Below are 25,991 nucleotides of genomic sequence, written 5' to 3' on the forward strand. Positions count from 1 at the left end.
GTTTTATGGCTGCGCTACCGGATAAAGAAAAATTGCTGCGTAACTTTATGCGTTGCGCTAATTGGGAAGAGAAATATTTATATATTATTGAGTTGGGGCAGCGCCTGGCGGAATTAAATACGCAGGATCGTAATCCGCAAAATACGATTCAGGGCTGTCAGAGCCAGGTGTGGATCGTGATGCGGCGAAACGCTGGCGGCATTATCGAATTGCAGGGCGACAGCGACGCGGCGATCGTTAAAGGCCTTATGGCGGTGGTGTTTATTTTGTACCACCAAATGACGGCGCAGGATATTGTGCATTTTGATGTACGGCCATGGTTTGAAAAAATGGCGCTTGCGCAGCACCTCACGCCTTCCCGTTCTCAGGGGCTGGAAGCAATGATTCGCGCAATTCGCGCTAAGGCCGCCACTCTTAGCTAAACTATACAGACAGCGTTCTACCTGATGTCAAATCCTTTGCCGGACGGCGACGTCGCTTTATCCAGAGTGGACAGAGCGTGTATTTTGTTGTTCTGATAAGCGAAGCGCTATCAGTCGTCGCAGGGGACATCACCAGGAATACAGGAGGTTTGGTATGAAACGTGCGTCTTTCATTACTCTTACATTTATCAGCGCGTATAGCGCGTTACAGGCGGCCTGGGCGGTTGATTATCCATTGCCGCCCGAAGGCAGCCGTCTTATTGGTCAGAATCAAACCTATACCGTACAGGAAGGTGATAAAAACCTGCAGGCTATCGCCCGGCGTTTTGATACGGCGGCGATGCTCATTCTTGAAGCGAACAATACGATTGCGCCGGTGCCTAAGCCTGGTACGTTAATTACCATTCCCTCGCAGATGCTATTGCCGGATGCGCCCAGGGAAGGCGTTATCGTCAACCTCGCGGAGCTACGGTTGTATTATTACCCGCCGGGAGAAAATCGCGTTCAGGTGTATCCCATCGGCATCGGTTTGCAGGGACTGGAGACTCCCGTCATGGACACCCGGATAGGGCAAAAGATCCCCAACCCGACGTGGACGCCGACGGCGGGCATACGCCAACGTTCGCTTGAGCGGGGGATCACGCTACCGCCGGTGATCCCTGCCGGGCCAAATAACCCGCAGGGACGCTATGCGCTGCGTCTGGCGCACGGTAATGGAGAATATCTTATTCATGGCACCAGCGCGCCGGATAGCGTTGGCCTGCGCGTGAGCTCCGGTTGCATTCGCATGAATGCGCCTGACATTAAAGCGTTATTTGCGCAGGTCAGAACGGGGACGCCGGTAAAAGTGATTAACCAGCCGGTGAAATTCTCTGTCGAGCCGAATGGCATTCGTTATGTAGAGGTGCACAGGCCGCTATCACCGGAAGAAGAGCAAAACGTGCAGACGATGCCTTACGCGCTGCCTACGGAGTTTACCTCGTTCAGAAACGCGGAAGGGGTGGATAGTCGCCTGGTCGATAAGGCGCTATACCGGCGAGCCGGGTATCCTGTCAGCGTGAGCGCCAGGCAGACGTCGGTGGCAAATACGACAGCAGTCGAATCCGCTCAGAACGGTTTTGTCGGGGAAGAGGGGCAAACGCGCGCGACGCAGTAGCTTTCGCGGCAAACAGACGGACAAAAAAATGGCGCACAATGTGCGCCATTTTTATTACGCAGGTACTATTACTTACGGTATTTAGTAGCCTGGTTGTCCAGACGCTGGTTAGCGCGAGCTGCGTCGTCTTTAGCAGCCTGAACGTCGGAACGCATTGCGTTCACGTCGTTGCTCAGCTGGTCAACTTTAGCGTTCAGAGTCTGAACGTCAGAAGACAGCTGATCGATTTTAGCGTTGCTGGAGCAACCAGCCAGCAGAGTAGAACCCAGGATTACCGCGCCCAGTACCAGTTTAGTACGATTCATTATTAATACCCTCTAGATTGAGTTAATCTCCATGTAGCGTTACAAGTATTACACAAACTTTTTTAGGTTGAGAATATTTTTTTGATGGGAATGCACTTATTTTTGATCGTTCGCTCAAAGAAGCATCGAAAAGCATGAAAGTCCCTAAAAACCGAAATAAAACAGGGGGCTTCCATCGGATTCTTCTTAGATAATCTGCAATTAGATAGTAAAATCCGATTTGATTTTTTATTAATAGCAGCTATCGATTAAATAAAAAAAGCGCCGCGAGGGCGCTTTTTTAAACAACTTAATTCACATAACAATTATTACAGTACGTGAACAGAGGCGGTGTTAGTGGTGCCGCTTGGAACCAGCGCGCCGGAGACCATCACTACAACGTCGCCTTTCTGGGCGAGGCCGCTTTGCAGGGCGACATCTTTGCCCAGACGGTAGAAATCATCAGTAGAATTAATTTCTTTCACCAGCTGCGACACCACGCCTTTGCTCAGCACTAACTGACGGGCGGTCACTTCATTGGTAGTCAACGCCAGGATGGTGGCGTCCGGGAAGTATTTACGCACGGCGCGAGCGGATTTACCGCCCTGGGTCGCTACCACGATCAGCGGCGCTTCCAGTTTCTCGGCGGTTTCTACCGCGCCGCGGCATACCGCTTCCGTAATGCGCAGTTTACGGCTGTCGTTGTTGTAATCCAGACGGCTGCTCATGACGCGGTCGGTACGTTCGCAGATGGTCGCCATGATAGAAACGGCTTCCAGCGGGTATTTTCCTTTTGCAGATTCGCCGGACAGCATAACTGCATCCGTACCGTCGAGGATGGCGTTCGCAACGTCGCCTGCTTCCGCGCGGGTCGGACGCGGATTTTTGATCATGGAATCCAGCATCTGAGTCGCCGTGATCACGACTTTACGTGCGCGGATACATTTTTCGATCATCATCTTCTGCGCGAAGATCACTTCTTCAACCGGGATTTCTACACCCAGGTCGCCACGCGCAACCATGATGCCGTCGGAAGCTTCGAGAATTTCATCGAAGTTGTTCAGGCCTTCCTGGTTTTCGATCTTGGAGATAATCTGGATGTTTTCGCCGCCGTGGGTTTTCAGATGCTCGCGAATTTCGACAACATCAGAACGTTTACGGATAAAGGAAGCCGCAACAAAGTCAACGCCCTGTTCGCAACCAAAGATCAGGTCCTGTTTGTCTTTTTCAGCCAGTGCGGGCAGAGCGATAGAAACGCCCGGCAGGTTAACGCCTTTGTTTTCGCCCAGATCGCCGTTGTTCAGCACCTTACAAATCACTTTATTGCCTTCGATGGCGGTTACTTCCATACCGATCAGACCATCGTCAACCAGTACGGTGTTGCCAACTGACAGATCGGAGGTGAAGCCTTCATAGGTGACGGCAACGATTTCATTATTACCGATCACGGATTTGTCGGTGGTAAAAGTAAAGGTCTGACCCGCTTTCAGAGAAACGTCGTTGCCGCCCTCCAGTTTAATGGTGCGGATTTCTGGTCCTTTAGTATCAAGCAGAATAGCGGCTTTTTTACCGGTCTTGCTCATCACGTTGCGCAAGTTCTGGATACGCTGACCGTGTTCTGCATAATCGCCATGAGAGAAGTTCAGACGCATCACGTTCATGCCCGCGTCCAGCATTTTGGTTAACATCTCTTCGGATTCGGTTTTCGGACCGATAGTACAAACAATTTTCGTCTTTTTCATGACAGTCTTAGTCTTTAAGTTGAGGAGGATATGAAAATCTGGCTTCAGGCGCGCACGGCCCGGAAGCTAAGCCTGTGTTGCTAAAGTGATGATGCCTCGCTCTAAGGATAGGTGACATCGAAAGAGCGTGCAGAGGAATGTGTGCTCGCGTTTCAGCCCAACGGAAAGGGGATAGTTTTAGTCGTTGAGTTTTACAGTCCAATGCGCTGAAACCATTCAAGAGACAATTGGCGCGCATTATACGCTGAAATTTACATAAAAGGAAAATGAAAACCCTGTTTCACAGGACATCTGTGCAGATCCACAACGGTTTGTTATTACAATGTTTACAATGTATCTGGCGATGACGCCGCCCGAACATGGGCGGCGTTGCGCAACAGGGAGTATTGTTGCGTATGATGTCAATCAAGCAACTTTTTGCCTTCCAGGTCGATGGCGATGTTTTGGTTGTGCGCTTTTCGATAGCACAGAATCGCTATCCCGATCGCCGCCCAGCTAATTCCGAGTATCAAAGCGTGAATGTTCATGTTTAAACAGACGTAGCCGATGACGATCATCCCCATGATTGGCGAAATAACATGGGCAAAAATGCGCCGCTGGGCTTTCATCCGGAAATTAAACAGAATAAACACACACAGGTTTACGACAAAAAAAGCGAAAAGTGCGCCAAAGTTCACCAGCGTGGAGATAGATTCAATCTTGCCGGAAAACAGGTAGCTGAGCAGCAGGGTGACGCCGCCGGTAAACAGAATGGCATAATCCGGCGTTTTACGCGTGGTATGGATGTGAGCGAGGAAGGCGGGCAACATTCGGTCGCGCCCCATTGAAAATAGCACTCTGGACACCGCCGTTTGCGCAGTAATAATGTTGCCGACGGCGCACACAAACGCCACGATGATGGAAAACGCCACTTTAAGCCAGATACCGCCAACGTTGCCGGCAATGGTGAAAAATGCTTCATTCGTCGCATTACCTTCCGCGAAGCGGTCGACGTTACCGGTGGCGAAAGCCGCAAACGCCACAACGATAATAAACAGTACCGTCGCTAAAACTAACGCTAACAGCGTTGCTTTACTGACGGCGCGCCCCCCGCCTTCGCTTTCTTCACTTAATGTACTGATAGCGTCAAAGCCGAGAAAATTCAGCGCAGCTACCGAAATCGCCGTCGCGATTAGTCCGGGGGTGAACCACTGTGAATCGAAAAAAGGCCGGAAGGAAAGCGTTATCTGACTACTGTCCAGCATCATCAGACGTACAATCAGTAGAACGAAAATCGCCAGAATACTGAGTTGAATAACGACCAGTAACTTATCGAATTTCGCCGTTTGCTGTATACCGAGATAGTTGATTCCGGTGCCGATAGCCACATAAATCAACGGCCAGACCCAGACCGGGATTTGCGGTAAAATAGCGTGGACCGCGACGCCGCCCAGCACTGCCACGAGTGTAGGGAACAAAAGATAATCCAGCAATAATATCCATCCGGTAAGAAACCCTGCGGCGGGATTAATGCATACGCCGGCATACGCATAGGCCGAACCCGACGATGAAATATGCTGCGATAAGGTAGAGTAGCTGTATGCAGTAAAAAACATCGCAATAGCGCCAATAATATAAACCAGTGCAACCATACCGTGCGAAAGATTATAAACGACGCCATAAAGAGAGACTGGCGCGATAGGCACCATAAACACCAGACCATAAAGCACTAAATCAGTGAGAGACAATTTTTTGACTTTTTTCATGATAAATACCTTAATGGCTTTTTATGCCAGGTCGCGTAAAAACGCGCTTACCGCTGCGAGGCAGGGCGCGATATTTTCTTCATGCGGGTTATGGCTGCTGTGGGGAATAGTGACCGCGCGGCAGTCTGAAATGTGAGAGAGAAGCGGAGAGACGACGCGCTCGGTTGCCTGATCGTTTTCGCCGCGTAGCACCAGAACAGGGCAACGTATCTGGCGCAAATGGGGCGTAATATCCCAGTTGGCAAGCTTGCCATTTACCGCCAGTTCATTGGTTCCCCATAAAATGTGATAACCCGTAGGGTCGGCGGCGAACTGCGCATTAGAGATCTGAACATGAACGGTTTCTTCCGCGAGGGTATAAACGTGTCTGGCATAGTAAGCGACGAGCTGTTCTGGTGGGTTTTGATAAATGACGGCGGGCATAATGACGTCTTTGATATTGTCATCGGACATCGGCGCCAGGGCGTTAAAGAGCCGCATGGCTTCCTGTTGCCACAGGGCGATACTGGCCGGTGAACTGGCCAGTATCGCCCCGCGAAGCCCGGCAGGCTGTAAGCAGGCGTGCTCTGCGGCAAGCATTCCGCCCCAGGAATGTCCCAGTATAGAATACCCGTGCCCAATACCCAGGTGATCAATTAATTGGGTTAATTGACGGAGGTAACGCGCAATAGTCCAGAAAGACGCATCGGCATGAGGAAAATGTGTTGAACGACCGCAACCATATTGATCGTAAAATATTACCATGCGCCCGTCATCAGCCAGATGACGATAATTTAATAAATAATCAAAGCCGCCAGAAGGGCCGCCATGAAGGATAATTAGCGGCGTGAGTAATGATTTTCTGTCGCCATAAATTCGATAGCTCGTCAATATGCTTTCAGAAAACATTTCGCCATAGAGATAAGTATTATTCATATTTTTAACTACTCAGTGTGTGGCAGGGAAGGCGAAATCCATGTTCGCCTGGGTAATATTATTTTTTTATCGCGAGTAGAACATTACACCAGAATGTGGCGTAGTGTTCCCATTGCAGAAATTGTGGGCTTCCCCAGTGCGGCGAACAATCACTGGCAAAGCAACATACTTTCCCTTTATTATAGGTGCCCATAACTAACAGCGGATCGCCATTAATTTCAGCAAGGGTATGACTTTTTTCTTTGGCGATAAGCTTGTTATAGCCTAACAGCGGCGGCCATTCGCTAAACGGCTGGGTAATAACGTGTTCTACCGCTGTATTTACTGCTTTACATCCTTGCGGTAATTCTACGCGGTCATCTACGTCCAGCATATCAACCGGCAACACCTCCGCCAGAATTGTATTTTTATAATTGGCTTTCGCTTCTATTCCGGTAAAGGATAAATACCCGCCGATCATCAACAGGCCACCGCCCTCAGCAACATAATCTGCGATAAGTTGTAACGCATCAGGAATAATATTCATAGTATAAAACGTTCTGTTTTGTAACAGGAAGGTATTGCTACCAATATCACTGATGACGATCGCATCATAGCAGGCTAACGCTTCGGCGGTTTGTGGAAAACGAGTTTGCACAATATGGGCAGGCATATAGTCCACATCGATATTACCCTGGCGTAAGCAGGATAATAAATAGTCTGCGCCTTCTTCATATTTGCTCGATGTAAAGCTATCAAAACCTTTAGAGTGAATCATATGAATGTGCCATGACTCGCCAATAAATAAAATTTTCATTATGTCACCTGTTAATTAATGTTAATTACTTTATTAGATTGGGTACGCATTCGATGTAAAACCTGCAAGTGCTGAGGCATACTCGACGCACCGACTTGTTCCACCGCCAGAGAAGCGAAAGCGGAGGCATATTGAATGGCAGCGACCAGGTCTGCTTGTCGCGCCAGCGCGGCGGCTAAAGCGCCATTAAAAGCGTCGCCGGCCCCAGCGGCATCTTTTACCACGGCGCTCCACGCAGGAATATACAACGTGCGGGCGTGCTCACAGAGCAGAGAACCACGGGCGCCAAGGGTAATGATGACTTTTTTCACCCCGGATTGCAGAATAATATTTCCGGCTTTTTTCCCATCATTAATATCAGTAATGGTTACGCCGGATAAAAAAGAGGCTTCAGTTTCATTCGGCGTGATGATGTCAATATCAGATAATAAATGCGTCACCTGTTTTGTATAGGGGGCAGGATTCAGGATAATTGTTTTATTTTCTTGTTTTCCCAACCGAATAAACTCAGTCAGTGCTTCAATGTTTGTTTCGAGCTGCATTAACATAACGTCAGACTCGGCGATATAACGGTATTGTTCGTTAATCTCTTGCGTGGTGAGCATCATATTGGCGCCAGGATAGATGGCGATAATATTATCGCCATCAACGGAGGAGACATAGATCAATGCGCTGCCGGTTGGCGCTTTATCTGTTTGATATGCGCTGTATGAGGCGATGCCTGATTGAATAATATGATTCATCGCAAATGCGCTGAACTGATCCTTGCCCACTTTAAAAATAAAATGTGCCGCAGCACCGGCATTGTTTGCCGCCAACGCCTGGTTGGCTCCTTTACTGCCAGGATAGAATCCAAAATGACTGGCCAGAATGGATTCTCCGCTTTGCGGAAACCACGGCACGGTTGCTGAGACATCAATATTAAATGAACCTAAGACACATACCTTGCCTGCTTTTTTGTGCTTTCCCGGCGCAGTTTTGCATCCTGATGGATTGGCGTGGCGATAGTGCTGGAGATATCAATCTTATTTTCAGTGATAAGCTTACTAAGCGCGTCATGGTTTAAAATCCCTCCGCCATAGCAACGCTGAAGCATACCGGATTTCTGAAAAAAGCGCAGATCGGAACGAATAGTCTCCTGGCTGACCTTATAAAGGCCTGAAAGTTTACTGACGCTAACACTATTATCTTTTATCAGTAAATTAATGATGGCATGACGTCTTTCTTCTTTAAACATATTGCCTCCGGGTAGTGAGTTGAATTGTATTTATGGCAATGTTGTCATGCGGTGAATTCAATCACAGATTATGCGCTGAACCGGAAGTAACCCCAAATAAGTGTAAATAACCAGAAGCGCAGGCAATGTGTTAAATATTAATTGCTTACAGAAGGGGGAAATAGTTTTATGAGTGTTGTCATATATTTTCTATGTAATATGACGGCATGAACTTAAAATAGTTGGGCTTGCACGATTCAGTGAGTATACGAAGCCGGACAGCGTTCGCTTATCAGTCGATGAAATAAACGATGTCGCTCTCCGGCCCCGGGGTTATATACGCTCGATTTTTGCCGGCAGCCCCTGACGTACCGCTGCGCCGGAAACCCAGTCGAGCCACGTATTGTTGACGGTTCTTGTCGGATCGGCAAAACCCAGATCGTTAAGGTTTATGCCTGCCCTGATTTGCGGATCATACGGCATGGGCGCGCCGTCCAGAGAGTGCTGCGCTGCGCCCATCTCGCGGTGGCCATATCCGTGTTCGATGGCGATGACGCCAGGCATCACGCCATTTAACAAACTGATTTGCGCCACGACCTGACCGCCCGGCGTAATGATCCGTACCCGATCGCCATGTTGCAGTCCATAACGCTCGCCGTCTTGTGGATTCAGCGCCACCAGGTTTGCTGGCTTCACATGGTGTAAGCGCGGGATGACGGCTGTTGAGCTGGACATGGTATTGGATTTAAATGAAATCAGTTTCAGCGGCCACTGCCCAACGGGAAACTGGTCGTCAATCGCTCGTCCATCCGACAAACGCGCCGGATACCAGACCGGGCAACCGCTGAAGCGCTCCCCGGTGATGGCGTGACGATGGGCGGCGACATCCGCATTCCAGACCTGTAAGGGTTTTTCCCAGGCGTTACCCAATTGTTGATCCGTATAGCCGCTACCCTCTGGCGCAAACCGGCCACCACGGGAGTAGATAAACGCTACGCGACTGACCTCATCAGGTTTAAGCGTGTGCTGAATCGCTGGCAGAATGCGGGTGACGCCGGTAAGCGTAATATCTTCCTGATTTGCCGGCGCAACTGGCGTCTTGCCCATAAAGGCGATATTAGCGGCTACGCGCAGATAGAAGTCTTCCGCCCGGTTCAGTGGAAAAGCGTTGCCCTGCGAATCGGTTATCGCCCGGTCGCCGAAGCCGGGCAGACGGAGCCGTTTTGCTACCGCAATACAAAATGCTTCCATTGAGACAGGTTGCCCGTCCGCCGTTCGGCGGGTGGCGGGGGCGACAACCGGCCAGCGGGCGGTAGTGGCTTTACTGGCTACGCCGCCCCAGGGCGCCGTAAAGCCCCAGCTCTCAAAATTATGCGTATCCGGCACAATGTAGTCCGCCAGCGCCGTCGTTTCATTCATAAAGGCGTCAATCGCGATAAAGAGCGGCAGTCGACGAGGGTCTTTTAGTTTTTCTTCCGCGACGGCGCGTAGACCGGGAACACCGTAAAACGGGTTACTCATATTGGAAATCCAGGCCTTAAGCGGATAAGGATAGCCTTCGAGCGCAGAGGTCAACAGTTCGGTAAGCTGGCCTGCCACAAAGGGATACCATGGCGCTTTGGCTGGATAAGGGGATTGCCCGGCGGTAATTTTGTCGCGGTACTCTTCCGATGTTTCATAAGCGGTTTTGCTACGGGCAATACTTAACCCGGACGGTTTCACTTTTCCGGCAAAACTGTTCATGTTGTAGCGGGGGCCGTCGCTTACGCCGTTGAATTTGCCACCGCCGACAAAGACGCCGCCGGATAGGCTGAGGTTGCCGATCAGCGCGTTAAGCATCATGACCGACCAGGCGTTATAAAACCCATTGCCGGCCATCATGCCGCCGTGACTGATGACCGCGGCTTTACGTCCGTGACCGGTAAAGGTTTCCGCCAGCGCGATAATTTGCGCTTCCGGCACGCCGCACTGTTCGCTGTATTGCGCCAGCGAGAGTTTTTCTGCCGCCTCTTTCAGGCGTTGCAACCCGCTCTTCACCGTGACCCGTTGGCCATCAGCGAGCGTAACGTACTGCGTCACGAAAAGCCGCGCCTGTTGACAGGTGGACGCAGCGACCAACTCGCCGTCGGTATTAAGCACGACGGGGGTCTCTTCGCCATCGGGCGTAAGATGCCGCAGCGTCAGGTGTTGTCCGGCAAGCGTCGGAAGTTCATCCGCAATGACCAGGTGCGTGGCGTTGGTCCAACTTTGCTCTCCGGCCTGCTGCATCGCCTGTACGCCGGGAATCGCCAGATAATCAGCATTATAACGTTGATTATCCATGATCCAGCGGATCATCCCCATTGCCAGCGCCGAATCGCTGCCGGGCAGGACCGGTTGCCAGCGACCGCGAGGATCGGCCTGCACCGTTGATAACGGTAGCGCGGGGGCGACCACGACGTATTGAAAATTCTCACGCAGCCGGGCGCTCGCCAACTGGCGCGCCTGGCGTTTAAATGGATTGCCGGACTGTGCCGGGGAGGTGCCCATAAAGAGCGCAAACTCTACGTTTTCCCAGTCGGGTTTGACATGCGGGTTTTTATCCAGATCACCCATCAGCGCCCCGGAGCCAGCCCGGTAAGCCAGTCCACAGTAGGCGCCATGCGCGCCGAAATTTTTGCTGCCGAAGCTATTTAGCGCAAAACGACGCAGAAACGCATCGCGGCCTTCGTCGCTGGTATTCGTGACCAATAACTGATTGGTTTTTGGCCCGAAACTGGGGTGCTTTGCGTCGATTGGCGTATCCGGCGCATGAATAGCGCGCAGTCCGTCCACATGACCTTCGCCAAACAGATCGCCGCCTTCCACAACTTCTTCAATAAGCTGCTCAAAGCTGATGCGCTGCCATTTCCCTTCGCCGCGTTTACCCACGCGTTTCATTGGTTCAAGCAGTCGTAGCGGACTGTACAGGCTTTCCAGCAGCGTGGCGCCGCGCGCGCAGGCGGTTGAGCGGGCGTCAAGACCGCTTTCTCCCGCCAGTTGCTCCATGGCTTTGCTAAAAGGGACGGACGGATCAATCGGGTGTTCCTGCGACAAGGGGTGATATGGATTGCCGGCGATGCGAATCACTTTGCCATCTGCATCAACCCGGGCGCGGATACCGCACTGTGTCCAACAGCCGAAGCATTGCGTCATGGCGATGGTTTGTTGTGGGTTTTGCTGCCAGTGCGTTTGCGCCTGCGCCTCCGGAATTAACGCATTGCCAAAGATGCGGTCGCGCGTTACCTTGCCGGACGTCCCGTTTAACAGGCCATCAATTGCGCGTTTCGCCACATCACGGTAGCTCAAACCAAAAGTGACCATCCCACCGACGGCGAGACCGACTTTTAGCCACTGACGACGGGTTAAATTAGCCATGTTGTAATCTCCTGGTGAGTCCGTTCAGCGTTTCACGAATAATAATCAGTAGCGCGATCCACAGGCCGAAGGTGCCGAGAATAGCCAGCCAGCCATCCGTTCCGCCTGGTAACGAGTAAGGGTTAAATTGCGCGTTGAACTTGGGTACGGTTTGTACCTGAATCAACAATGTCCAGCGCATCAGCCAACATAACGCCAGTGCACTCAGAACCAGCAGGACGCGTCTTAGCTGCGATAAGGGATGACGTAGCGCCAGGCTACAGAACAGCAGTGTTAATACCCACAGCGCTATCCAGCCGACAGCGTAATATTTGGCTGACAGGGCGACGGTAATCCACTGACGGATTGCCGTGCCGGAAAGGGTATCGCCGCTGACCCACATGGCCACAAGCAGCCCCAGCGCCGCCAGCGTCCAGATTTGTCCCCACAGTATTTTTGGCAGCCTTACCGAGTCGCGTCGGGCGGCGACAATCATCAGGGCGAAGAATGCCTGTAAGGCGCTAAGAAACATCGCCACGGGGAAGGCGTAGCTAAACCAGATCGGGCGCGCCAGCACAACGGAGACTTCGCGGCCGGTATAAATCAGCAGACCCACCGCGCAAAGCGCGCTGGCTAACGCCAACCATTTAGTGACGTTGTAACTTTTATTCAATAATCGTTTCATCTGCTGCGCCAGGAACCACAGGGCGAGAAATCCGGTAAACAGCGGCAGGAATAATGCTCCCCAGGGCATCCACGACCAGGGGGTCGGCCAGGCATAGAAATGCCAGACGCGCGCGGTCTGGTGCAGATCCGCCGTCAGCGCCAGCGGTGCGGTAATCGCACAGGTAATGGCAATCAGTAATGCCCGATTTTCTTCTGTCGCGGCGTCTTTTTTCCGCCAGTGAAGATAACAGGCAAACAGTGCGGCGCAGGCGGCAATGCCAATAAAAAAGAAATATTGTACTGCCCACGGTAGCCAGCTAATGTCCTGCGGGTGAGCCAGCACTTCTTCAATGATGAGTGAATGCGTCATTCAAACCTCCTGCCAAAGCGCGGGCTGCGCACGGCCCATTAAGGGGGTGACAAAGGCGTCGTCCAGACCCAGGTAGAAAACATGGGGCGACGTGCCGTTTTCCGGCTTTAATACCTTGATAGCGTCGCGATGTTGATGAAGCATGGTGGCGATGCGGCTATGGGGATCTTTGATATCGCCAATAATACGCGCGCCGCCGACGCAGGACTCTACGCAAGCGGGTAGCAGCCCGGCTTCCAGACGATGGACGCAAAACGTGCATTTATCGGCAGTTTGCGTTTCATGATTGATAAATCGGGCGTCGTAAGGACACGCTTGTACACAGTAGGCGCAGCCGACGCAGCGTTTGTTATCCACCACCACAATGCCGTCTTCCCGCTGAAAGGTGGCTTGTACCGGGCAGACCGGCACACAGGGAGGGTTATCGCAATGGTTGCACAGACGTGGTAATAGCACATTCGTGACCTCCTGGCTGCCTTCACGCTGGACCTGGTATTGGTTCACTGTCGTACGAAACGCGCCCTGCGGCGTTTGATTTTCAATAGTGCAACTTACGGTACAGGACTGGCAGCCGATACAGCGTCGCAGGTCGATAAGCATGGCGTAGCGGTGTTGGGGAGAGCCTTCATGTCGCTCCGGCGAAAAAGGAAATTTCGCTTCAGCCAGCGGAACCAGTGAGGCGCCAGCGGTCAGGACGCCAAGTTGCTGGAGAAATTGCCGTTTACTGCTGTCCATATTGACTCCCGTCCACATTGCCAACAATGAAACATTTGTCACGATGTTGGTTCATGTGTAATGAATAAAGAATGTCGATGATTTACAGTGTAAAAATCGAGACGGGGAGAGCTCTATTGTGGTTAACCACATACCCGGCTTGTTGTTGATCTAAAACAACATAATTGACAGGGATATTGGGGTGAGAGGTAAAACCGTAAGTCGCCTGGCGGTGTTGGCGGCAGTAGGGCTAATTTGTCATGGCGCATGGGCAGGGACGTGGAACATCGGTATTTTGGCCATGCGCGGCGAGGCGTCTACGCGCAGCCACTGGCAGCCGTTGGCAAAAACATTAAATCAACAGCTTCCCGGCGAAACCTTTCACATCCAGCCGCTGGATCTGCATCAAATGCAGGAGGCCGTTAACCGGGGAACCGTACAGTTTGTGATAACCAACCCGGCGCAATTTGTCCAACTGAACAGCCATGCGCCGCTCCGCTGGTTGGCTTCCCTGCGCTCTACGCGCGATGGGAAAACGATTGGCAATGTCATTGGTAGCGTGATCCTTACCCGGCGCGATAGCGGGATCACCACGGCGCACGATCTGATCGGTAAGACAGTCGGCGCGATTGATGCTCAGGCATTTGGCGGTTATTTATTAGGCTATAAAGCGCTCAGCGACGTGGGCTTACGCCCGGAGCGCGATTTCCATCTCCGTTTTACCGGGTTTCCTGGCGATGCCTTAGTCTATATGCTGCGCGAAAAAGCGGTGCAGGTGGCAATTGTGCCGGTGTGCCTATTAGAAAATATGGATCAGGAAGGATTGATTAATAAAAAGGATTTTATCGCGCTGCTTTCCCGACCGACGACCCTTCCTTGTTTAACCAGTACGCCGTTATATCCTGACTGGTCGTTCGCGGCGCTACCCGCGGTAAGTGATGCGCTGGCGGATCGCGTAACGCGGGCGCTATTCAACTCGCCCGCCGCCGCGTCATTTCACTGGGGCGCGCCTGCGTCAACCAGTCAGGTGGAAGCGTTGCTGCGTGATGTTCGTCAGCACCCTCAGCAGCGTCGACTGTGGCTGGATGTCAAAAGTTGGTTAATTCAACATCAGTTGATGGTTGGCGGCATGACGCTGGCATTTCTGTTGCTCACGCTCAATTATATTTGGGTCATGCTGCTGGTGCGTCGACGCGGAAAACAACTGGAACGTAATAGCGTGGTACTCCATCAGCATGAGCGGGCGCTGGAGACCGCCCGGCAAATGAGCGTGTTAGGTGAAATGACCTCCGGATTTGCCCATGAACTTAATCAACCGCTTTCCGCGATTCGACATTACGCCCAGGGGTGCCTGATTCGGTTGCGCGTTGCAGATGAACAGCATCCCTTGCTGCCGGCGCTGGAACAAATTGACCAGCAGGCGCAACGCGGTGCGGACACTTTGCGTAACCTGCGTCACTGGGTCAGCCAGGCGCAGGGCAACCCGGTGCTGACCGAAGAGTGGAAGGTGATAGCCATTCGCGAGGCGATTGATCACGTCTGGCAACTGTTGCGTATGGCGCAGCAGTTTCCGTCAGTGACTCTGCGTACCGAGGTTAGCGCCGCGCTGCGCGTAACGCTGCCGTCAGTGCTGCTGGAACAGGTGCTGGCGAATATCATTCTTAATGCGGCTCAGGCAGGCGCCACCCATTTATGGGTCGTGGCTGAACGCACTGAAAATGGCGTCAGCATTGTTTTACAGGATAACGCCGGGGGAATCGATCAGGCGCTATTACGTCAGGCTTTTCAGCCGTTTATGACCACTCGCAAAGAGGGGATGGGCTTAGGGCTGGCGATTTGCCAGCGGCTGGTGCGGTATGGTCGTGGCGATATCAGCATCAGGAACCAGACCGCACCGGACGGCCTGGCGGGAACGGTAGTCACGATACATTTCTTACATGAAAATGGAGGCAGGGATGGCGATAATTCATCTATTGGATGATGATACGGCGGTTACTAACGCGTGCGCGTTTTTACTGGAAAGTCTGGGATATGACGTAAAATGCTGGAGGCAGGGGGCGGATTTTTTGGCGCAGGCCAGTCTCTATCAGACCGGTGTAGTATTACTGGATATGCGAATGCCGGTCCTGGATGGGCAGGGCGTTCATGATGCGTTGCGCCAGTGCGGAAGTACCCTGGCGGTTGTTTTTCTTACTGGACATGGCGATGTACCGATGGCCGTGGAGCAGATGAAACGCGGCGCAGTCGATTTTCTGCAAAAACCGGTATCGGTAAAACCGCTACAGGCGGCGTTGGAGCGTGCGCTGACGGTTTCATCGGCAGCGGTGGTGCGTCGTGAGATTATGCTTTGTTACCAGCAATTGACGCCGAAAGAGCGTGAACTGGCCAGCCTGGTGGCAAAAGGATTTATGAACCGTGAAATTGCGGAAGCGATGAATATCGCGGTGCGTACCGTAGAGGTGCACCGCGCCAGAGTAATGGAAAAAATGCAGGCCGGTAGCCTGGCGGAACTGATTAGGCGTTTCGAAAAACTGGCCTCGCCAGAGACCAGAATACGAACAACGTATGATTCATGAATAATAAACTGCGTCATTTCTTTGATTTGCATCAAATTTTGTTTAATAGCGAAGACTGTTATATTCTGTTGGTTTGAGCTGGCGACGAGTAAAACGTATGGCAAAACCGACAAAAGATGACGAACTGTACCGCGAGATGTGCAGAGTGGTGGGCAAAGTCGTGCTGGAAATGCGCGATCTGGGGCAGGAGCCGAAGCATATAGTTATTGCGGGTATGTTACGAACCGCGCTGGCGAATCAACGTATCCAACGTAGCGCGTTAGAAAAACAGGCTATGGAAGCGGTGATTAACGCTCTGGCGGGGTCATAGCCAGTATCATGGTGGAAACGGCCTGTTGGCAATAACGAAATGATAGTAGTATCGCCTTTGAGCATTCGCGATATTGTCATCACGGCGGGCTATTTGCCCGCCGTTAGCGATGCGTAGGGTTATCAGGTGATGGCTAAACGCAACCCTAACGTACCAGGGTACGGCTCAAAATAATTCTGCGTGCGCAGATAGTCATCCGGATGTTCCGCCAGGTAGTGCTTCAGTAGCGTTAACGGCGCGAGGATCGGTAGCTGGCCCGCGCGATAGCCGAGAATCACCTCGCGCAATTCCACGCGTTGCCTGCTGTTCAGCGCGCGGTGAAAATAGCCCTGGATATGCATCAGCACATTGGTGTGATTTTTACGTGAAGCGGGATGGCGCAAGATAGCCATTAGTTTTTCCCGGTAGCAGACAAAGAAGGCATCCAGATCGTCCCACTCATGCAGATGCGCAACAAAAGGGCCAATTTCGCGGTAGCCAGCCTGGTGGTGCGCGAGAAGCTGTAGTTTGTATCGGCTATGAAATGCGAGCAAATTGTGACGACTCAGGCCCTGCGCGCGTAGCGCATTTAATTCATGTAGCGCGAAGATGCGTGCGATGAAATTTTCGCGTAATACCGGATCGTGCAGACGACCATCTTCTTCTACCGGCAGCCAGGGATATTTGGCCATTATTGCGGCGGTAAACAGTCCGGTACCAGTTTTGCGGCCCCGATTACCCTTTTCATCATACAGGCGAACGCGCTCCATTCCGCAACTGGGCGATTTTGCACACACAATAAATCCCGTCAGTTCGCCCATCGTTGGTAAAAACCGATCGGCAAAGGCGTTCATCCGATCGGTGACGTCATCGTGCGGGACATGACTATAGCGCATCCGAATGTCGCCGCAGGTCATCTGGATAAGACGCAGCGCAGGGCGAGGAACGGGCAGGCCGATCGCAACCTCCGGACAGATCGGTTTGTAGGTCACCCACGGCGCCAGAGAGTTCATGAGGAAATCCATACGTTTATGTCCGCCATCAAAGCGTACCGCGGCGCCAGTCAGACATCCGCTAATGCCGACTACGGGTTTATTATTCATGATTTCCCCCTCATTGAAAGCACGACGACTGACGCCGAATGGCGCAAGATGTTATCTTGCATTGATTTAAAACTTACACAATTTTGTTTTTTTGTCTAAGTTTTCGTGAGGATTATTTTTTATGTATTGGAATATCAATGAGATAGAATGAAGGTGGAAAGTGCATTTAAGGGCTTATAGCGTGATAACCTCAAGCGAAACGACAACGTTGCGCCATTGGGCAAGCTGCTTTTTCTGCCCGGCAGTGAGCTTTCCGGTAGTCACCAGAAACCATTTTCTCTGGGCGAAAAGTTCGGGCGCCAGTACGGCTGGTGGGGAAGGAAGAACATCGATCCGCAACCCTTGTCCGGTACGTGTCAACGCTTCCAGCCAGATTTCGCACTGATCTGAGAGATGCCAGCCGCTAATAAATGCATTGTAGCCTGGCGCTTTTCTATCGCCTTCAAGACAAAAAGAGGTGTAAGAAATAATGATGCCATCCAGTACTTCGCGCAGCGTCATCACGGCGGGAAGATGCGCTGACACTTTGCTGCGCAACGGACGTAATAAGTAGGTCACCAGTTCCGCTCGGGGATATTCGCGGCCGCAGTCATAAATCAACTGCCGTAGCGCGTCAATTCGCCCTTCGTGGAGATGTTGAAGCATCGTTTCCTGAATCGTTATCCAGTTATCGCCCAGGCGAATGATTGGACGCGACAGCAAAGGTTTGACCTGGCTTATCGGCACGCCTTTTCTCATCCAGTCGAGGATACTAAGCGCTTGTCGAACATCGTCATCGCTGTACAAGCGATGTCCGCCGTCAGTACGCTGCGGTTTCAACAAACCATAGCGTCGCTGCCATGCCCTGAGCGTAGTGGCATTGATACCGCATAGTCTGGCAAATTCGCCGATAGAATACGACATGATGAAGCCCATTAAATAAAGGGATTTTACTATATCACGACTAACCGGAGATTAAGGTAGTGATAAATTGTGTGGCATAGTAGGGCATCCGCATGGCTTCTGTAGATGATGAGCAATACTGAATGGCGTAAGGCTCATCAAAATATGACAAAATGCTCAATACCATAGGATACCCCTGGCTAATTCTCTATTAAATTCATTCTTCGGGCGCAGTTAAGTAATTCTGTCACTTTATGAACTTGTAGCTTTCTCATCATATTCATTCGATGCGTTTCGACGGTTTTTATACTGATATGTAACTTTTCGCTGATCCCTTGATTGGTATACCCCTCGTCAATAAGTTTCAGAACCTGTCGCTCGCGTAAAGTGAGTAGTTGATGACTGGTGGTGTCAGCGTTTAATTCAGCCAGGATAGCTTCCCGATTCAACGTCGGATCAAGGTAACGCTTGTTTACTGCTACCGTTTGTAACGCCGCTAACAGAACCTGCTGGCTACTGCTTTTTAAAACATAACCATTAGCACCTGCGGCCAACGTTTTAATGGTCATATGCTCTTGTTGATATGCAGTGTAAACCAGAATATTCATTGCTGGCCAACGCTGGTGTAATTGGGGAATGATATCCAGACCATTGATTCCCGGTAAGCTAAGATCAAGGATAAGTATGTCAGGCTCATATGCACAACAAGCATTATAAACCTCAAGACCATTTTTAACATGTTCTACAATTTTAAAATGAGGCCAGGGTAATAAGGCATTTATAATACCGTTAACGATGATTTCATGATCGTCCACTAATAAGATTTTATACTCTTTCATTTTGCTGCCTCCGCGAAAATTAAGATAAACATTAAGTGATGGTTTAGTTTTTGAAGATCATACGTACTTTCTGACGTAAGTCGGTTAGTTCCTCTATAGTGATGATTTTCCCCATATTTACGCGATTCTCAATGTCTGCTACATAGGATGCCAATTCAGTCTGCCCTGCTTGACCTAAACAGCCTTTTAATGTGTGAAGTAACTGATCGATTTTTTTTCCAGTAGACACAGCATTCTCAATATCAGCTAACAAGAGATCCAGTGACTGGAAAACCTTGCTATTAATGACTATATCATCTGTCGCCAGTAGCGCTGAACAGCGGTTCGGATCTTGCTCCTGCAATTCGATATTTCGTAAAAGCTGGTATTCTGCAGCGAGACTGATATAGCGAGCCAGGGTAGCCAGGGTCACAGGTTTTGTAATGTAATGATGTATCCCATTTTTTTTACAACGACTAATATCTTCTGACGCTACGCTAGCTGATAGCGCCACAATCATGCAATAAGGATCTAAATTAGCCGGGTTATCATGCCATAATTGTACACACTCAATGCCATCTATTTCTGGCATTCTAATATCCATCAGTACTAAATCGAATCGCTGCTGTTGCGATAAAGCCAGAGCCTCGTTACTACTGGCTGCAATGGTGACATTTTGGCCCAGACTGACAAGCATTTTGCCGATGATATCCCGATTAATATCGGCATCATCAACCAGAAGAATTTGCAACTGCCAGGGTTGTACCAAAATATTTATGTTTGGTGTATTCGGTATACACAATATTAACTGTTGTGCCAGATTGTAGAGTTTTCCAGGAAAATACAGAAGTTCTGCATTGAAAAGCGCATTTTGCTGGTGGGGTAGTTCACCGCGTATCCCCCAGCAAGCAAGTTGACGATGTAGGCTGATAGGGGCTGGCAATGTCCCTTTTATTGGTTGCGGCGGCTGGTATTTTTGTAAGGATAATACTAGCGATACACAGGTTCCAACTCCGGGAATACTCTTTAGTTTTAGTTTACCGCCCATCAGTTTAGCCAGGCTTGAAGCAATAGTTAGTCCAATACCCGTACCTTGCGAATTTGTGTCCGCTTGATAAAAAACAGTAAAGATTTGAGATTGCTGTTGCATTTTAATCCCTTTACCACTATCGCTAACCAGAAATATTAATTGTTCCGCATGACGCTTAACCGTTAGACGTATCCCTCCGGTTTCGGTAAATTTCACTGCGTTTCCGAGTAAATTAACCAGAATTTGACGTAAACGGATACCATCGGTATGGAAATAAAGCGGGACGTGTTGGCCGACAAAGGTACGTAATGATAACTTCTTGCTTTGCGCTGGTCCCTGGATTGTTTGCATTGTCTGGTCCAGTAACGGTAGTAACGCCGTTTCTTCCATATGCAATGTGAAATGACCAGACTCGATGCGTGAAAAATCCAGCAGATTATTAATAATAGTTAGCAAAGACAATGTACAGTACCTGGCTGTATCTGCTAATCCTTGCTGTTTTATGTTTAAAGGGGTGGTTTGTAATAATTCAATCGCACCGAGTACGCCATTCATTGGGGTACGTAACTCATGACTTATTACCGTAAGATGAATACTTTTACGTTTGCTTGCTTGTTCGGCTTGTTTTTTTGCCTTATTTAGAGCCTGGGTGCGTTCTACGATTTTGCTTTCCAGATTGTCGTATTGTACTTGTAGGGTATCAAGTAGTTGGTTAAAAGCGCAGGCAATACTGCCTAATTCATCCTGTCTTTCTTCTGGCAAACGTGTGCTTAGCGGCTCAGTTGCAGTTTTATTGATGACATCGACAAAATGCCATAACGGTTTGGCCAGTGAGCGATGAAGTAACCAACAAAAAGCCGACGTCATCAACACCAACTCTGTTAACGTAAAGGGGATTTGTTGAAGGATAGTTTTTAAGATGCGGCTAAATAAATTATCGTATGGGTATAGAATAACCTGGCTCCATCTGGGGCCATGCAGGGGCGTGCGTAATATTAGAAAACCGGGAATCTGTTGCCATCCGTCATGCAGCGTTACATGTTCTAACAGTGTACGTATTTTTTGAGATGTGTATGAAAACGGTAATAAGTGGTTATTCTGATCTATCCATACTTGAATACTATCATCTAATTGTGGATGGCTATTAGACATGAGATCATGAAGCTCAATAGTCATCCCAAAAAATACTCCCTGCTGAGCGGAAAACGCAACGGAAACACTCCATCCTATGCCGTTTATGTATTCTGGCTTACTCCAGTAGAAGTCTGCATGGGTTGGGTATAAAGGAAAACGTATTAGTCTCATAAGCTGTAGAGTAGAGTATCCTGGAGAGTTATCAGCCGGTAATAATGGGATTTCATTTTTATGGTTAAGAATAAAGCTATCGTAATGATAACTTCTTTTATCGATATTATAGGATGGAAGAAAGACACGATGCTTATCCCGGTTTAGCGTCGGTGTGCAATTTGGGGAATCGACAGACAGGTGTCGACTAAGCCCAGGGAAGGTATCGCTATGGCGATTAATAGTAGCTAATAAGCATTGATACATTAATTTTTTGGCGTCACGCTCAGCTTCTTCAAAACGTTGATTGATTAGTACAATATTCATTCTGGAGATAATGGATAAATCGTCTATTATATGCTGTCGTTTCTGAACCATTGATATATAAGCCGCTGAAAATACAGATAGCATCCAAATAATTATTATTGTTAATGAAAATAAAAAGGTTAACTTGGTTACTAAAGATGTTTGCAGCGTATTCTTGAGATTCAGCAAATTCATAATGCTTTCCTTAAGTTGCCAGTTGCAAAATCTTTGGCACTTGATCACTATCGCAGTACATATAGTTTCAATAGAAGATTAATCGAGTGTGTTACATTAGGTAGATAAATTTCTTCATATATAATCCACTCGATGACTACAATTACTTTCTAATACGAGGTAACGCAAAAACATCGTAACAGTTTATTTGATAAATAATTTTTCTAATTGTAATAAGTCGTGTCAGTGGCAAAAATATAATTGTGAATCTATAGGGAAATCTGAGTGATAGGAGTGCGCCGAACAATGTATATGTAGACAATATCCTGATATTGTATAAGAAGAGTATCGTTGAAATAAATGTGAATCAGGCTTTTTACGGATGTGGTTGTGAGCGAATTTGATAGAAACTCTTTTTTATGTATGAGGAGGGGTTCATGCTGGCTGTTTTAAAAGGCATTCCATTGATCCGGGATATTAAGACTGAAGGTAATAGTCGATTCTGGATAATGACTATTGATGGACATCCTGCCAGGGGAGAACTCTTCTCAGAAGCGTTTTCTATTTCTTTGTTCTTAAATGACCTGGAAAGCTTACCTAAGCCTTGTCTTGCCTATGTGACACTACTGCTTGCAGCACACCCAGACATCCATGATTATGCTATACAGCTCACAACGGATGGAGGATGGTTAAACGGTTATTATACCACAAGTAGTGACGCTGAGCTTATTGCTATCGAGATAGAAAAACATTTGGCTTTAACTTGTGTTTTAAAAAATGTAATACGCAATCGTCATAAACTTTATTCGGGTGGGCTATAAAATGATAGCAAATAGAAGCTTAATCTTAATGTTACTATTTATACTCAGTACGGCAAAGAGTGATGAGCTATCATGGAAAGGTAATGACTTTACCCTCTATGCCAGACAAATGCCATTAGCAGAGGTTTTACATCTTCTTTCAGAGAACTATGATACAGCTATTACTATTAGTCCATCAATAACAGCCACATTTAGTGGGAAGATTTCTCCAGAACCGCCAGTGGATATTCTGAATAACCTGGCAACACAATATGATCTACTTACCTGGTTTGATGGCAATATGCTATATGTATATCCCACATCATTATTAAAACATCAGGTTATCACTTTCAATATCTTACCTACTGGACGGTTCATTCATTACTTACGTAGCCAGAATGTCCTTTCATCACCGGGATGCGTGGTTAAAGAAATTGCCGGTACTAGCGCAGTGGAGGTGAGCGGTGTTCCCAGTTGTCTGACTCGCATTACTCAATTAGCTTCAGTACTGGATAATGCGTTAGTCAAACGAAAAGATAGTGCGGTAAGTGTGAATATATACACACTTAAGTATGCTACTGCGATGGATACTCAATACCAATATCGAGATCAAGCTGTCGTGGTCCCTGGCGTTGTGAGTGTATTACGTGAGATGAGTAAATCTGGCGTACCGGCGGCATCTCCGAGTGATGGTTCACCCGCGACACAGGCATTACCTATGTTTGCTGCCGATCCACGACAAAATGCAGTGATCGTTCGTGATTATGCGGCCAATATGGCGGGGTATCGGAAACTCATCACAGAATTAGATCAACGCCAACAAATGATAGAGATTTCTGTGAAAATTATTGATGTTAATGCTGGAGATATTAACCAGTTAGGAATCGACTGGGGGACGGCAGTGTCGCTGGGTGGGAAGAAGATTGCTTTCAATTCGGGTCTGAATGACGGTGGTACTAGCGGTTTTTCAACGGTAATCAGCGATACTTCAAACTTTATGGTGCGTTTGAATGCACTGGAAAAAAGTTCTCAGGCTTATGTACTTTCCCAACCATCTGTCGTTACTTTAAATAATATCCAGGCTGTACTGGATAAGAATATTACTTTCTATACTAAACTACAGGGGGAAAAAGTGGCTAAGCTTGAATCCATCACGACGGGTTCTTTGCTGCGCGTTACGCCTCGGTTATTAAACGATAATGGCATGCAAAAAATAATGCTGAATCTCAATATTCAGGATGGTCAACAAAGTGATACACAAAGCGAAACAAATCCGCTACCCGAGGTGCAAAATTCTGAAATTGCTTCGCAAGCCACATTATTGGCCGGACAAAGTCTATTGCTGGGAGGATTTAAACAAGGTAAGCAAATCCGTTCGCAAAATAAAATTCCTTTATTAGGCGATATTCCTGTCTTAGGGCATTTGTTTCGCAATGATACGACTCAAGTACATAGTGTAATCAGGCTTTTTTTAATTAAAGCTTCAGTAGTAAATAATGGCATATCTCATGGCTAATCCGACGAGTTCCTGGAAAATACGTTTTTTAGATCGCCTTTTACAAGGCCGGGAAGTATGGCTGAATGAAGGACGCCTGTCACTGGGGGAGAAGGGGTGTGATATTTGTATTCCGCTTACTATAAATGGAAAGATTGTACTGAGAGAACAGGAAGAGAGTTTGTTTGTTGATGCAGGGAAAGCCAGGGTTAGAGTTAATGGACGCAGATTCAATCAAAATAAGCCGCTACCGTCCAGTGGGGTTTTGCAGGTTGCGGGGATTGCTATGGCGTTTGGTAAATCGGATTGTGATCTTGCCAGTTACCAAATACCGATTTCCAGATTACGGCATTGGTGGTTGGCTGGCGTATTCTTGATTTTCATCGGTGGAATGGGGGCCTTGTCAAGTATTGGTGGTCAGCCTGAAACGGTAAATGATTTACCTTTGCGGGTTAAGCTTTTATTAGATAAAAGCAACATTCATTATGTCCGGGCACAATGGAAAGAAGATGGAAGCCTGCAATTGTCAGGTTATTGCTCGTCAAACGAACAGATGCAAAAGGTGAGAGCGACGCTCGAATCATGGGGGGTTATGTACCGGGATAGTGTAATCTGTGATGACTTATTGATACGAGAAGTGCAGGATATTTTGATAAAAATGGATTACCCCCATGCTGAAGTATCCAGCGAAGGGCCTGGTAGTGTGTTAATTCATGATGATATACGGATGGATCAGCGATGGCGTAAGGTTCAACCGTTACTTGCAGATATCCCCGGGCTGTTGCACTGGAAGATTAGTTATTCTCATCAATCTCAGGGGAATGATATTATTGCTGCGATAATAGAGAACGGTTTAGTGGGCCTTGTTAATGTTACGCCAATACGGTGCTCTTTTGTTATCAGTGGCGTACTGGATGAATCTCATCAACGTATTCTGCAAGAAATGCTGGCAGCATTAAAGAAAAAGGACCCTGCTCTTTCTTTAATCTATCAGGATATTGCGCCTTCTCATGATGGAGGAAAATATCTGCCCGCACCAGTAGCTGGCTTTGTGCAGAGCCGTCATGGTGATTATTTATTACTAACCAATAAGGAGCGTTTACGCGTAGGGGCGCTGTTACCCGATGGGGGAGAAATTGTCCATCTGAGTGCCGATGTGGTAACGATTAAAAATGATGATACTTTGATTAACTATCCATTAGATTTTAAGTGAGTGAAATATGACAACTCTGACTCAGTTAGAAGACTTGCTGCTTCATTCGCGTGAAGAGGCCAAAGGAATAATTTTACAATTAAGGGCTGCCCGGCGGGAATTAGAAGAGAACAACAGTAAGATACAGGACCCGCAGCAATATCAGCAAAACACCTTATTGATTGAAGCAATCGATCAGGCTGAAAATATCATCAACACCATTTATTATCGTTACCATAACTGTGCGCTTGTGGGAGGAAGCGAAAAAACGCTTAGTTAGCACGTTAATTTCTCTATCGTTATATAGGAGGATAATGATGATAAAGAAAAAGGCTGCTTTTAGTGAATATCGCGATTTAGAGCAAAGTTTCATGCAGCTAAATCACTACCTTAAAAAATTTAATCAAATCAGGGCTAAGGTGAGTCAACAGCTTTCTGAAAGGGCGCAGTATCCCAAAAAAAACAGTGAGACAGATCCTATCCTTGATAAGTTATTTCCACAAGGCGTTACCGGGGTTAACCAGGAGGCCGAGAGAGACTTAAAGAAAATAGTAACTTTGTTTAAACAACTTGAAGCACGGCTGCAACAACTTAATACTCAATCCCTGGTGGAGATACCGCCAGGCAAAACAAAAAGGTAA

Annotated in this window: 22 protein-coding genes and 1 pseudogene; 10 read left to right on the forward strand and 13 right to left on the reverse strand. The window is 48.6% G+C overall.

Annotated elements, in window-relative coordinates:
- The first annotated feature begins 5 nt into the window (after nucleotides 1-5).
- Both sufE and ACE15A_RS09740 read left to right on the forward strand, forming a co-directional pair.
- Nucleotides 6-422, forward strand: a complete 417-nt coding sequence (sufE, locus tag ACE15A_RS09735; RefSeq protein WP_023248050.1) for a cysteine desulfuration protein SufE — start codon at nucleotides 6-8, stop codon at nucleotides 420-422.
- Between the two features lie 154 nt (nucleotides 423-576).
- Nucleotides 577-1,578 (forward strand): L,D-transpeptidase family protein, encoded by a 1,002-nt coding sequence (locus ACE15A_RS09740; RefSeq protein ID WP_053508098.1) that lies wholly within the window; start codon nucleotides 577-579, stop codon nucleotides 1,576-1,578.
- 68 nt (nucleotides 1,579-1,646) lie between these two features.
- On the opposite strand, the gene lpp is transcribed toward ACE15A_RS09740, so the two are convergent.
- From lpp to ttrB, 9 genes and pseudogenes are all read right to left on the reverse strand, one after another.
- Nucleotides 1,647-1,883, reverse strand: a complete 237-nt coding sequence (gene lpp / locus ACE15A_RS09745; RefSeq protein WP_001082307.1) for a murein lipoprotein Lpp — start codon at nucleotides 1,881-1,883, stop codon at nucleotides 1,647-1,649.
- Nucleotides 1,884-2,191: 308 nt separating this feature from the next.
- Complete coding sequence (gene pykF, locus ACE15A_RS09750) at nucleotides 2,192-3,604, reverse strand: pyruvate kinase PykF (protein ID WP_023248052.1); 1,413 nt, start codon at nucleotides 3,602-3,604, stop codon at nucleotides 2,192-2,194.
- Nucleotides 3,605-4,005: 401 nt separating this feature from the next.
- Nucleotides 4,006-5,349 (reverse strand): APC family permease, encoded by a 1,344-nt coding sequence (locus tag ACE15A_RS09755; protein ID WP_053508097.1) that lies wholly within the window; start codon nucleotides 5,347-5,349, stop codon nucleotides 4,006-4,008.
- 21 nt (nucleotides 5,350-5,370) lie between these two features.
- Nucleotides 5,371-6,264, reverse strand: coding sequence for a proline iminopeptidase-family hydrolase (locus tag ACE15A_RS09760; protein ID WP_053508095.1), 894 nt, complete (start codon nucleotides 6,262-6,264; stop codon nucleotides 5,371-5,373).
- A gap of 58 nt (nucleotides 6,265-6,322) precedes the next feature.
- On the reverse strand, nucleotides 6,323-7,060 hold the full coding sequence (locus tag ACE15A_RS09765; RefSeq protein WP_053508094.1) for a glutamine amidotransferase: 738 nt from the start codon (nucleotides 7,058-7,060) through the stop codon (nucleotides 6,323-6,325).
- Between the two features lie 11 nt (nucleotides 7,061-7,071).
- Nucleotides 7,072-8,297, reverse strand: a pseudogene (locus ACE15A_RS09770) (PfkB family carbohydrate kinase).
- 312 nt (nucleotides 8,298-8,609) lie between these two features.
- Nucleotides 8,610-11,672, reverse strand: a complete 3,063-nt coding sequence (gene ttrA, locus ACE15A_RS09775) for a tetrathionate reductase subunit TtrA (protein ID WP_053508093.1) — start codon at nucleotides 11,670-11,672, stop codon at nucleotides 8,610-8,612.
- Complete coding sequence (ttrC, locus tag ACE15A_RS09780) at nucleotides 11,665-12,687, reverse strand: tetrathionate reductase subunit TtrC (RefSeq protein WP_023248058.1); 1,023 nt, start codon at nucleotides 12,685-12,687, stop codon at nucleotides 11,665-11,667. Before ttrC ends, ttrA begins: the two co-directional genes overlap by 8 nt.
- Nucleotides 12,688-13,422 carry a tetrathionate reductase subunit TtrB gene (gene ttrB, locus ACE15A_RS09785; RefSeq protein WP_023248059.1) on the reverse strand — a complete coding sequence of 245 codons (735 nt, stop codon included), beginning with the start codon at nucleotides 13,420-13,422 and terminating at the stop codon, nucleotides 12,688-12,690. It abuts the gene before it with no gap.
- Between the two features lie 181 nt (nucleotides 13,423-13,603).
- Between ttrB and ttrS the strand changes: the two genes are divergently transcribed.
- The 3 genes from ttrS to fumD all read left to right on the forward strand — a co-directional run bounded on the left by ttrS (nucleotide 13,604) and on the right by fumD (nucleotide 16,287).
- Nucleotides 13,604-15,382 (forward strand): tetrathionate respiration histidine kinase TtrS, encoded by a 1,779-nt coding sequence (gene ttrS, locus ACE15A_RS09790; RefSeq protein WP_077950629.1) that lies wholly within the window; start codon nucleotides 13,604-13,606, stop codon nucleotides 15,380-15,382.
- Nucleotides 15,357-15,977, forward strand: a complete 621-nt coding sequence (gene ttrR / locus ACE15A_RS09795) for a tetrathionate respiration response regulator TtrR (protein ID WP_023248061.1) — start codon at nucleotides 15,357-15,359, stop codon at nucleotides 15,975-15,977. The genes ttrS and ttrR overlap by 26 nt, the downstream gene beginning before the upstream one ends.
- A 97-nt stretch (nucleotides 15,978-16,074) precedes the next feature.
- Entirely contained in the window at nucleotides 16,075-16,287 is a 213-nt protein-coding gene (fumD, locus tag ACE15A_RS09800; protein WP_023248062.1) for a fumarate hydratase FumD, read from the forward strand.
- 122 nt (nucleotides 16,288-16,409) lie between these two features.
- Here fumD and mlrB read toward each other — a convergent pair whose 3' ends face one another.
- The 4 genes from mlrB to ACE15A_RS09820 all read right to left on the reverse strand — a co-directional run bounded on the left by mlrB (nucleotide 16,410) and on the right by ACE15A_RS09820 (nucleotide 21,884).
- Nucleotides 16,410-17,369, reverse strand: a complete 960-nt coding sequence (gene mlrB / locus ACE15A_RS09805) for a transcriptional regulator MlrB (protein ID WP_053508092.1) — start codon at nucleotides 17,367-17,369, stop codon at nucleotides 16,410-16,412.
- Nucleotides 17,370-17,543: 174 nt separating this feature from the next.
- On the reverse strand, nucleotides 17,544-18,272 hold the full coding sequence (locus ACE15A_RS09810; protein WP_023248064.1) for a MerR family transcriptional regulator: 729 nt from the start codon (nucleotides 18,270-18,272) through the stop codon (nucleotides 17,544-17,546).
- 179 nt (nucleotides 18,273-18,451) lie between these two features.
- The gene (locus ACE15A_RS09815; RefSeq protein WP_023248065.1) at nucleotides 18,452-19,090 is read right to left on the reverse strand and encodes a two component system response regulator; all 639 of its coding nucleotides are present in this window, start codon (nucleotides 19,088-19,090) and stop codon (nucleotides 18,452-18,454) included.
- A 43-nt stretch (nucleotides 19,091-19,133) separates the two neighbouring features.
- Complete coding sequence (locus ACE15A_RS09820; RefSeq protein ID WP_053508090.1) at nucleotides 19,134-21,884, reverse strand: two component system sensor kinase; 2,751 nt, start codon at nucleotides 21,882-21,884, stop codon at nucleotides 19,134-19,136.
- A 398-nt stretch (nucleotides 21,885-22,282) separates the two neighbouring features.
- Here ACE15A_RS09820 and spiC point away from each other — a divergent pair, with 398 nt between their 5' ends.
- The 5 genes from spiC to sseA are packed head-to-tail and all read left to right on the forward strand — an operon-like array spanning nucleotide 22,283 to nucleotide 25,991.
- Nucleotides 22,283-22,684, forward strand: coding sequence for an SPI-2 type III secretion system protein SpiC (spiC, locus tag ACE15A_RS09825; RefSeq protein ID WP_053508089.1), 402 nt, complete (start codon nucleotides 22,283-22,285; stop codon nucleotides 22,682-22,684).
- 1 nt (nucleotide 22,685) lies between these two features.
- The gene (locus ACE15A_RS09830) at nucleotides 22,686-24,179 is read left to right on the forward strand and encodes an EscC/YscC/HrcC family type III secretion system outer membrane ring protein (protein WP_023248068.1); all 1,494 of its coding nucleotides are present in this window, start codon (nucleotides 22,686-22,688) and stop codon (nucleotides 24,177-24,179) included.
- A complete protein-coding gene (gene sctD / locus ACE15A_RS09835; protein WP_023248069.1) occupies nucleotides 24,160-25,371 on the forward strand; it encodes a type III secretion system inner membrane ring subunit SctD in 1,212 nt (403 codons plus the stop codon). Before ACE15A_RS09830 ends, sctD begins: the two co-directional genes overlap by 20 nt.
- A gap of 7 nt (nucleotides 25,372-25,378) precedes the next feature.
- Nucleotides 25,379-25,630, forward strand: a complete 252-nt coding sequence (gene ssaE / locus ACE15A_RS09840; RefSeq protein WP_064055790.1) for a type III secretion system chaperone SsaE — start codon at nucleotides 25,379-25,381, stop codon at nucleotides 25,628-25,630.
- Between the two features lie 34 nt (nucleotides 25,631-25,664).
- Nucleotides 25,665-25,991 (forward strand): type III secretion system chaperone SseA, encoded by a 327-nt coding sequence (sseA, locus tag ACE15A_RS09845; protein ID WP_023248071.1) that lies wholly within the window; start codon nucleotides 25,665-25,667, stop codon nucleotides 25,989-25,991.

Source organism: Salmonella sp. HY31, from assembly GCF_042604575.1.
Lineage (GTDB): Bacteria > Pseudomonadota > Gammaproteobacteria > Enterobacterales > Enterobacteriaceae > Salmonella > Salmonella diarizonae.

Bases quoted from the DNA above. Each gene is read 5' to 3' on its own strand.
- ttrC (WP_023248058.1), bottom strand. From the start codon at position 12,687: ATGACGCATTCACTCATCATTGAAGAAGTGCTGGCTCACCCGCAGGAC.
- sseA (WP_023248071.1), top strand. From the start codon at position 25,665: ATGATGATAAAGAAAAAGGCTGCTTTTAGTGAATATCGCGATTTAGAG.
- ACE15A_RS09755 (WP_053508097.1), bottom strand. From the start codon at position 5,349: ATGAAAAAAGTCAAAAAATTGTCTCTCACTGATTTAGTGCTTTATGGT.
- ttrB (WP_023248059.1), bottom strand. From the start codon at position 13,422: ATGGACAGCAGTAAACGGCAATTTCTCCAGCAACTTGGCGTCCTGACC.
- pykF (WP_023248052.1), bottom strand. From the start codon at position 3,604: ATGAAAAAGACGAAAATTGTTTGTACTATCGGTCCGAAAACCGAATCC.
- sctD (WP_023248069.1), top strand. From the start codon at position 24,160: ATGGCATATCTCATGGCTAATCCGACGAGTTCCTGGAAAATACGTTTT.
- spiC (WP_053508089.1), top strand. From the start codon at position 22,283: ATGTATGAGGAGGGGTTCATGCTGGCTGTTTTAAAAGGCATTCCATTG.
- ACE15A_RS09820 (WP_053508090.1), bottom strand. From the start codon at position 21,884: ATGAATTTGCTGAATCTCAAGAATACGCTGCAAACATCTTTAGTAACC.
- ACE15A_RS09760 (WP_053508095.1), bottom strand. From the start codon at position 6,264: ATGAATAATACTTATCTCTATGGCGAAATGTTTTCTGAAAGCATATTG.
- ACE15A_RS09815 (WP_023248065.1), bottom strand. From the start codon at position 19,090: ATGAAAGAGTATAAAATCTTATTAGTGGACGATCATGAAATCATCGTT.
- sufE (WP_023248050.1), top strand. From the start codon at position 6: ATGGCTGCGCTACCGGATAAAGAAAAATTGCTGCGTAACTTTATGCGT.
- ACE15A_RS09830 (WP_023248068.1), top strand. From the start codon at position 22,686: ATGATAGCAAATAGAAGCTTAATCTTAATGTTACTATTTATACTCAGT.
- ACE15A_RS09740 (WP_053508098.1), top strand. From the start codon at position 577: ATGAAACGTGCGTCTTTCATTACTCTTACATTTATCAGCGCGTATAGC.
- mlrB (WP_053508092.1), bottom strand. From the start codon at position 17,369: ATGAATAATAAACCCGTAGTCGGCATTAGCGGATGTCTGACTGGCGCC.
- ACE15A_RS09765 (WP_053508094.1), bottom strand. From the start codon at position 7,060: ATGAAAATTTTATTTATTGGCGAGTCATGGCACATTCATATGATTCAC.
- ttrA (WP_053508093.1), bottom strand. From the start codon at position 11,672: ATGGCTAATTTAACCCGTCGTCAGTGGCTAAAAGTCGGTCTCGCCGTC.
- lpp (WP_001082307.1), bottom strand. From the start codon at position 1,883: ATGAATCGTACTAAACTGGTACTGGGCGCGGTAATCCTGGGTTCTACT.
- ACE15A_RS09810 (WP_023248064.1), bottom strand. From the start codon at position 18,272: ATGTCGTATTCTATCGGCGAATTTGCCAGACTATGCGGTATCAATGCC.
- ttrR (WP_023248061.1), top strand. From the start codon at position 15,357: ATGGCGATAATTCATCTATTGGATGATGATACGGCGGTTACTAACGCG.
- fumD (WP_023248062.1), top strand. From the start codon at position 16,075: ATGGCAAAACCGACAAAAGATGACGAACTGTACCGCGAGATGTGCAGA.
- ssaE (WP_064055790.1), top strand. From the start codon at position 25,379: ATGACAACTCTGACTCAGTTAGAAGACTTGCTGCTTCATTCGCGTGAA.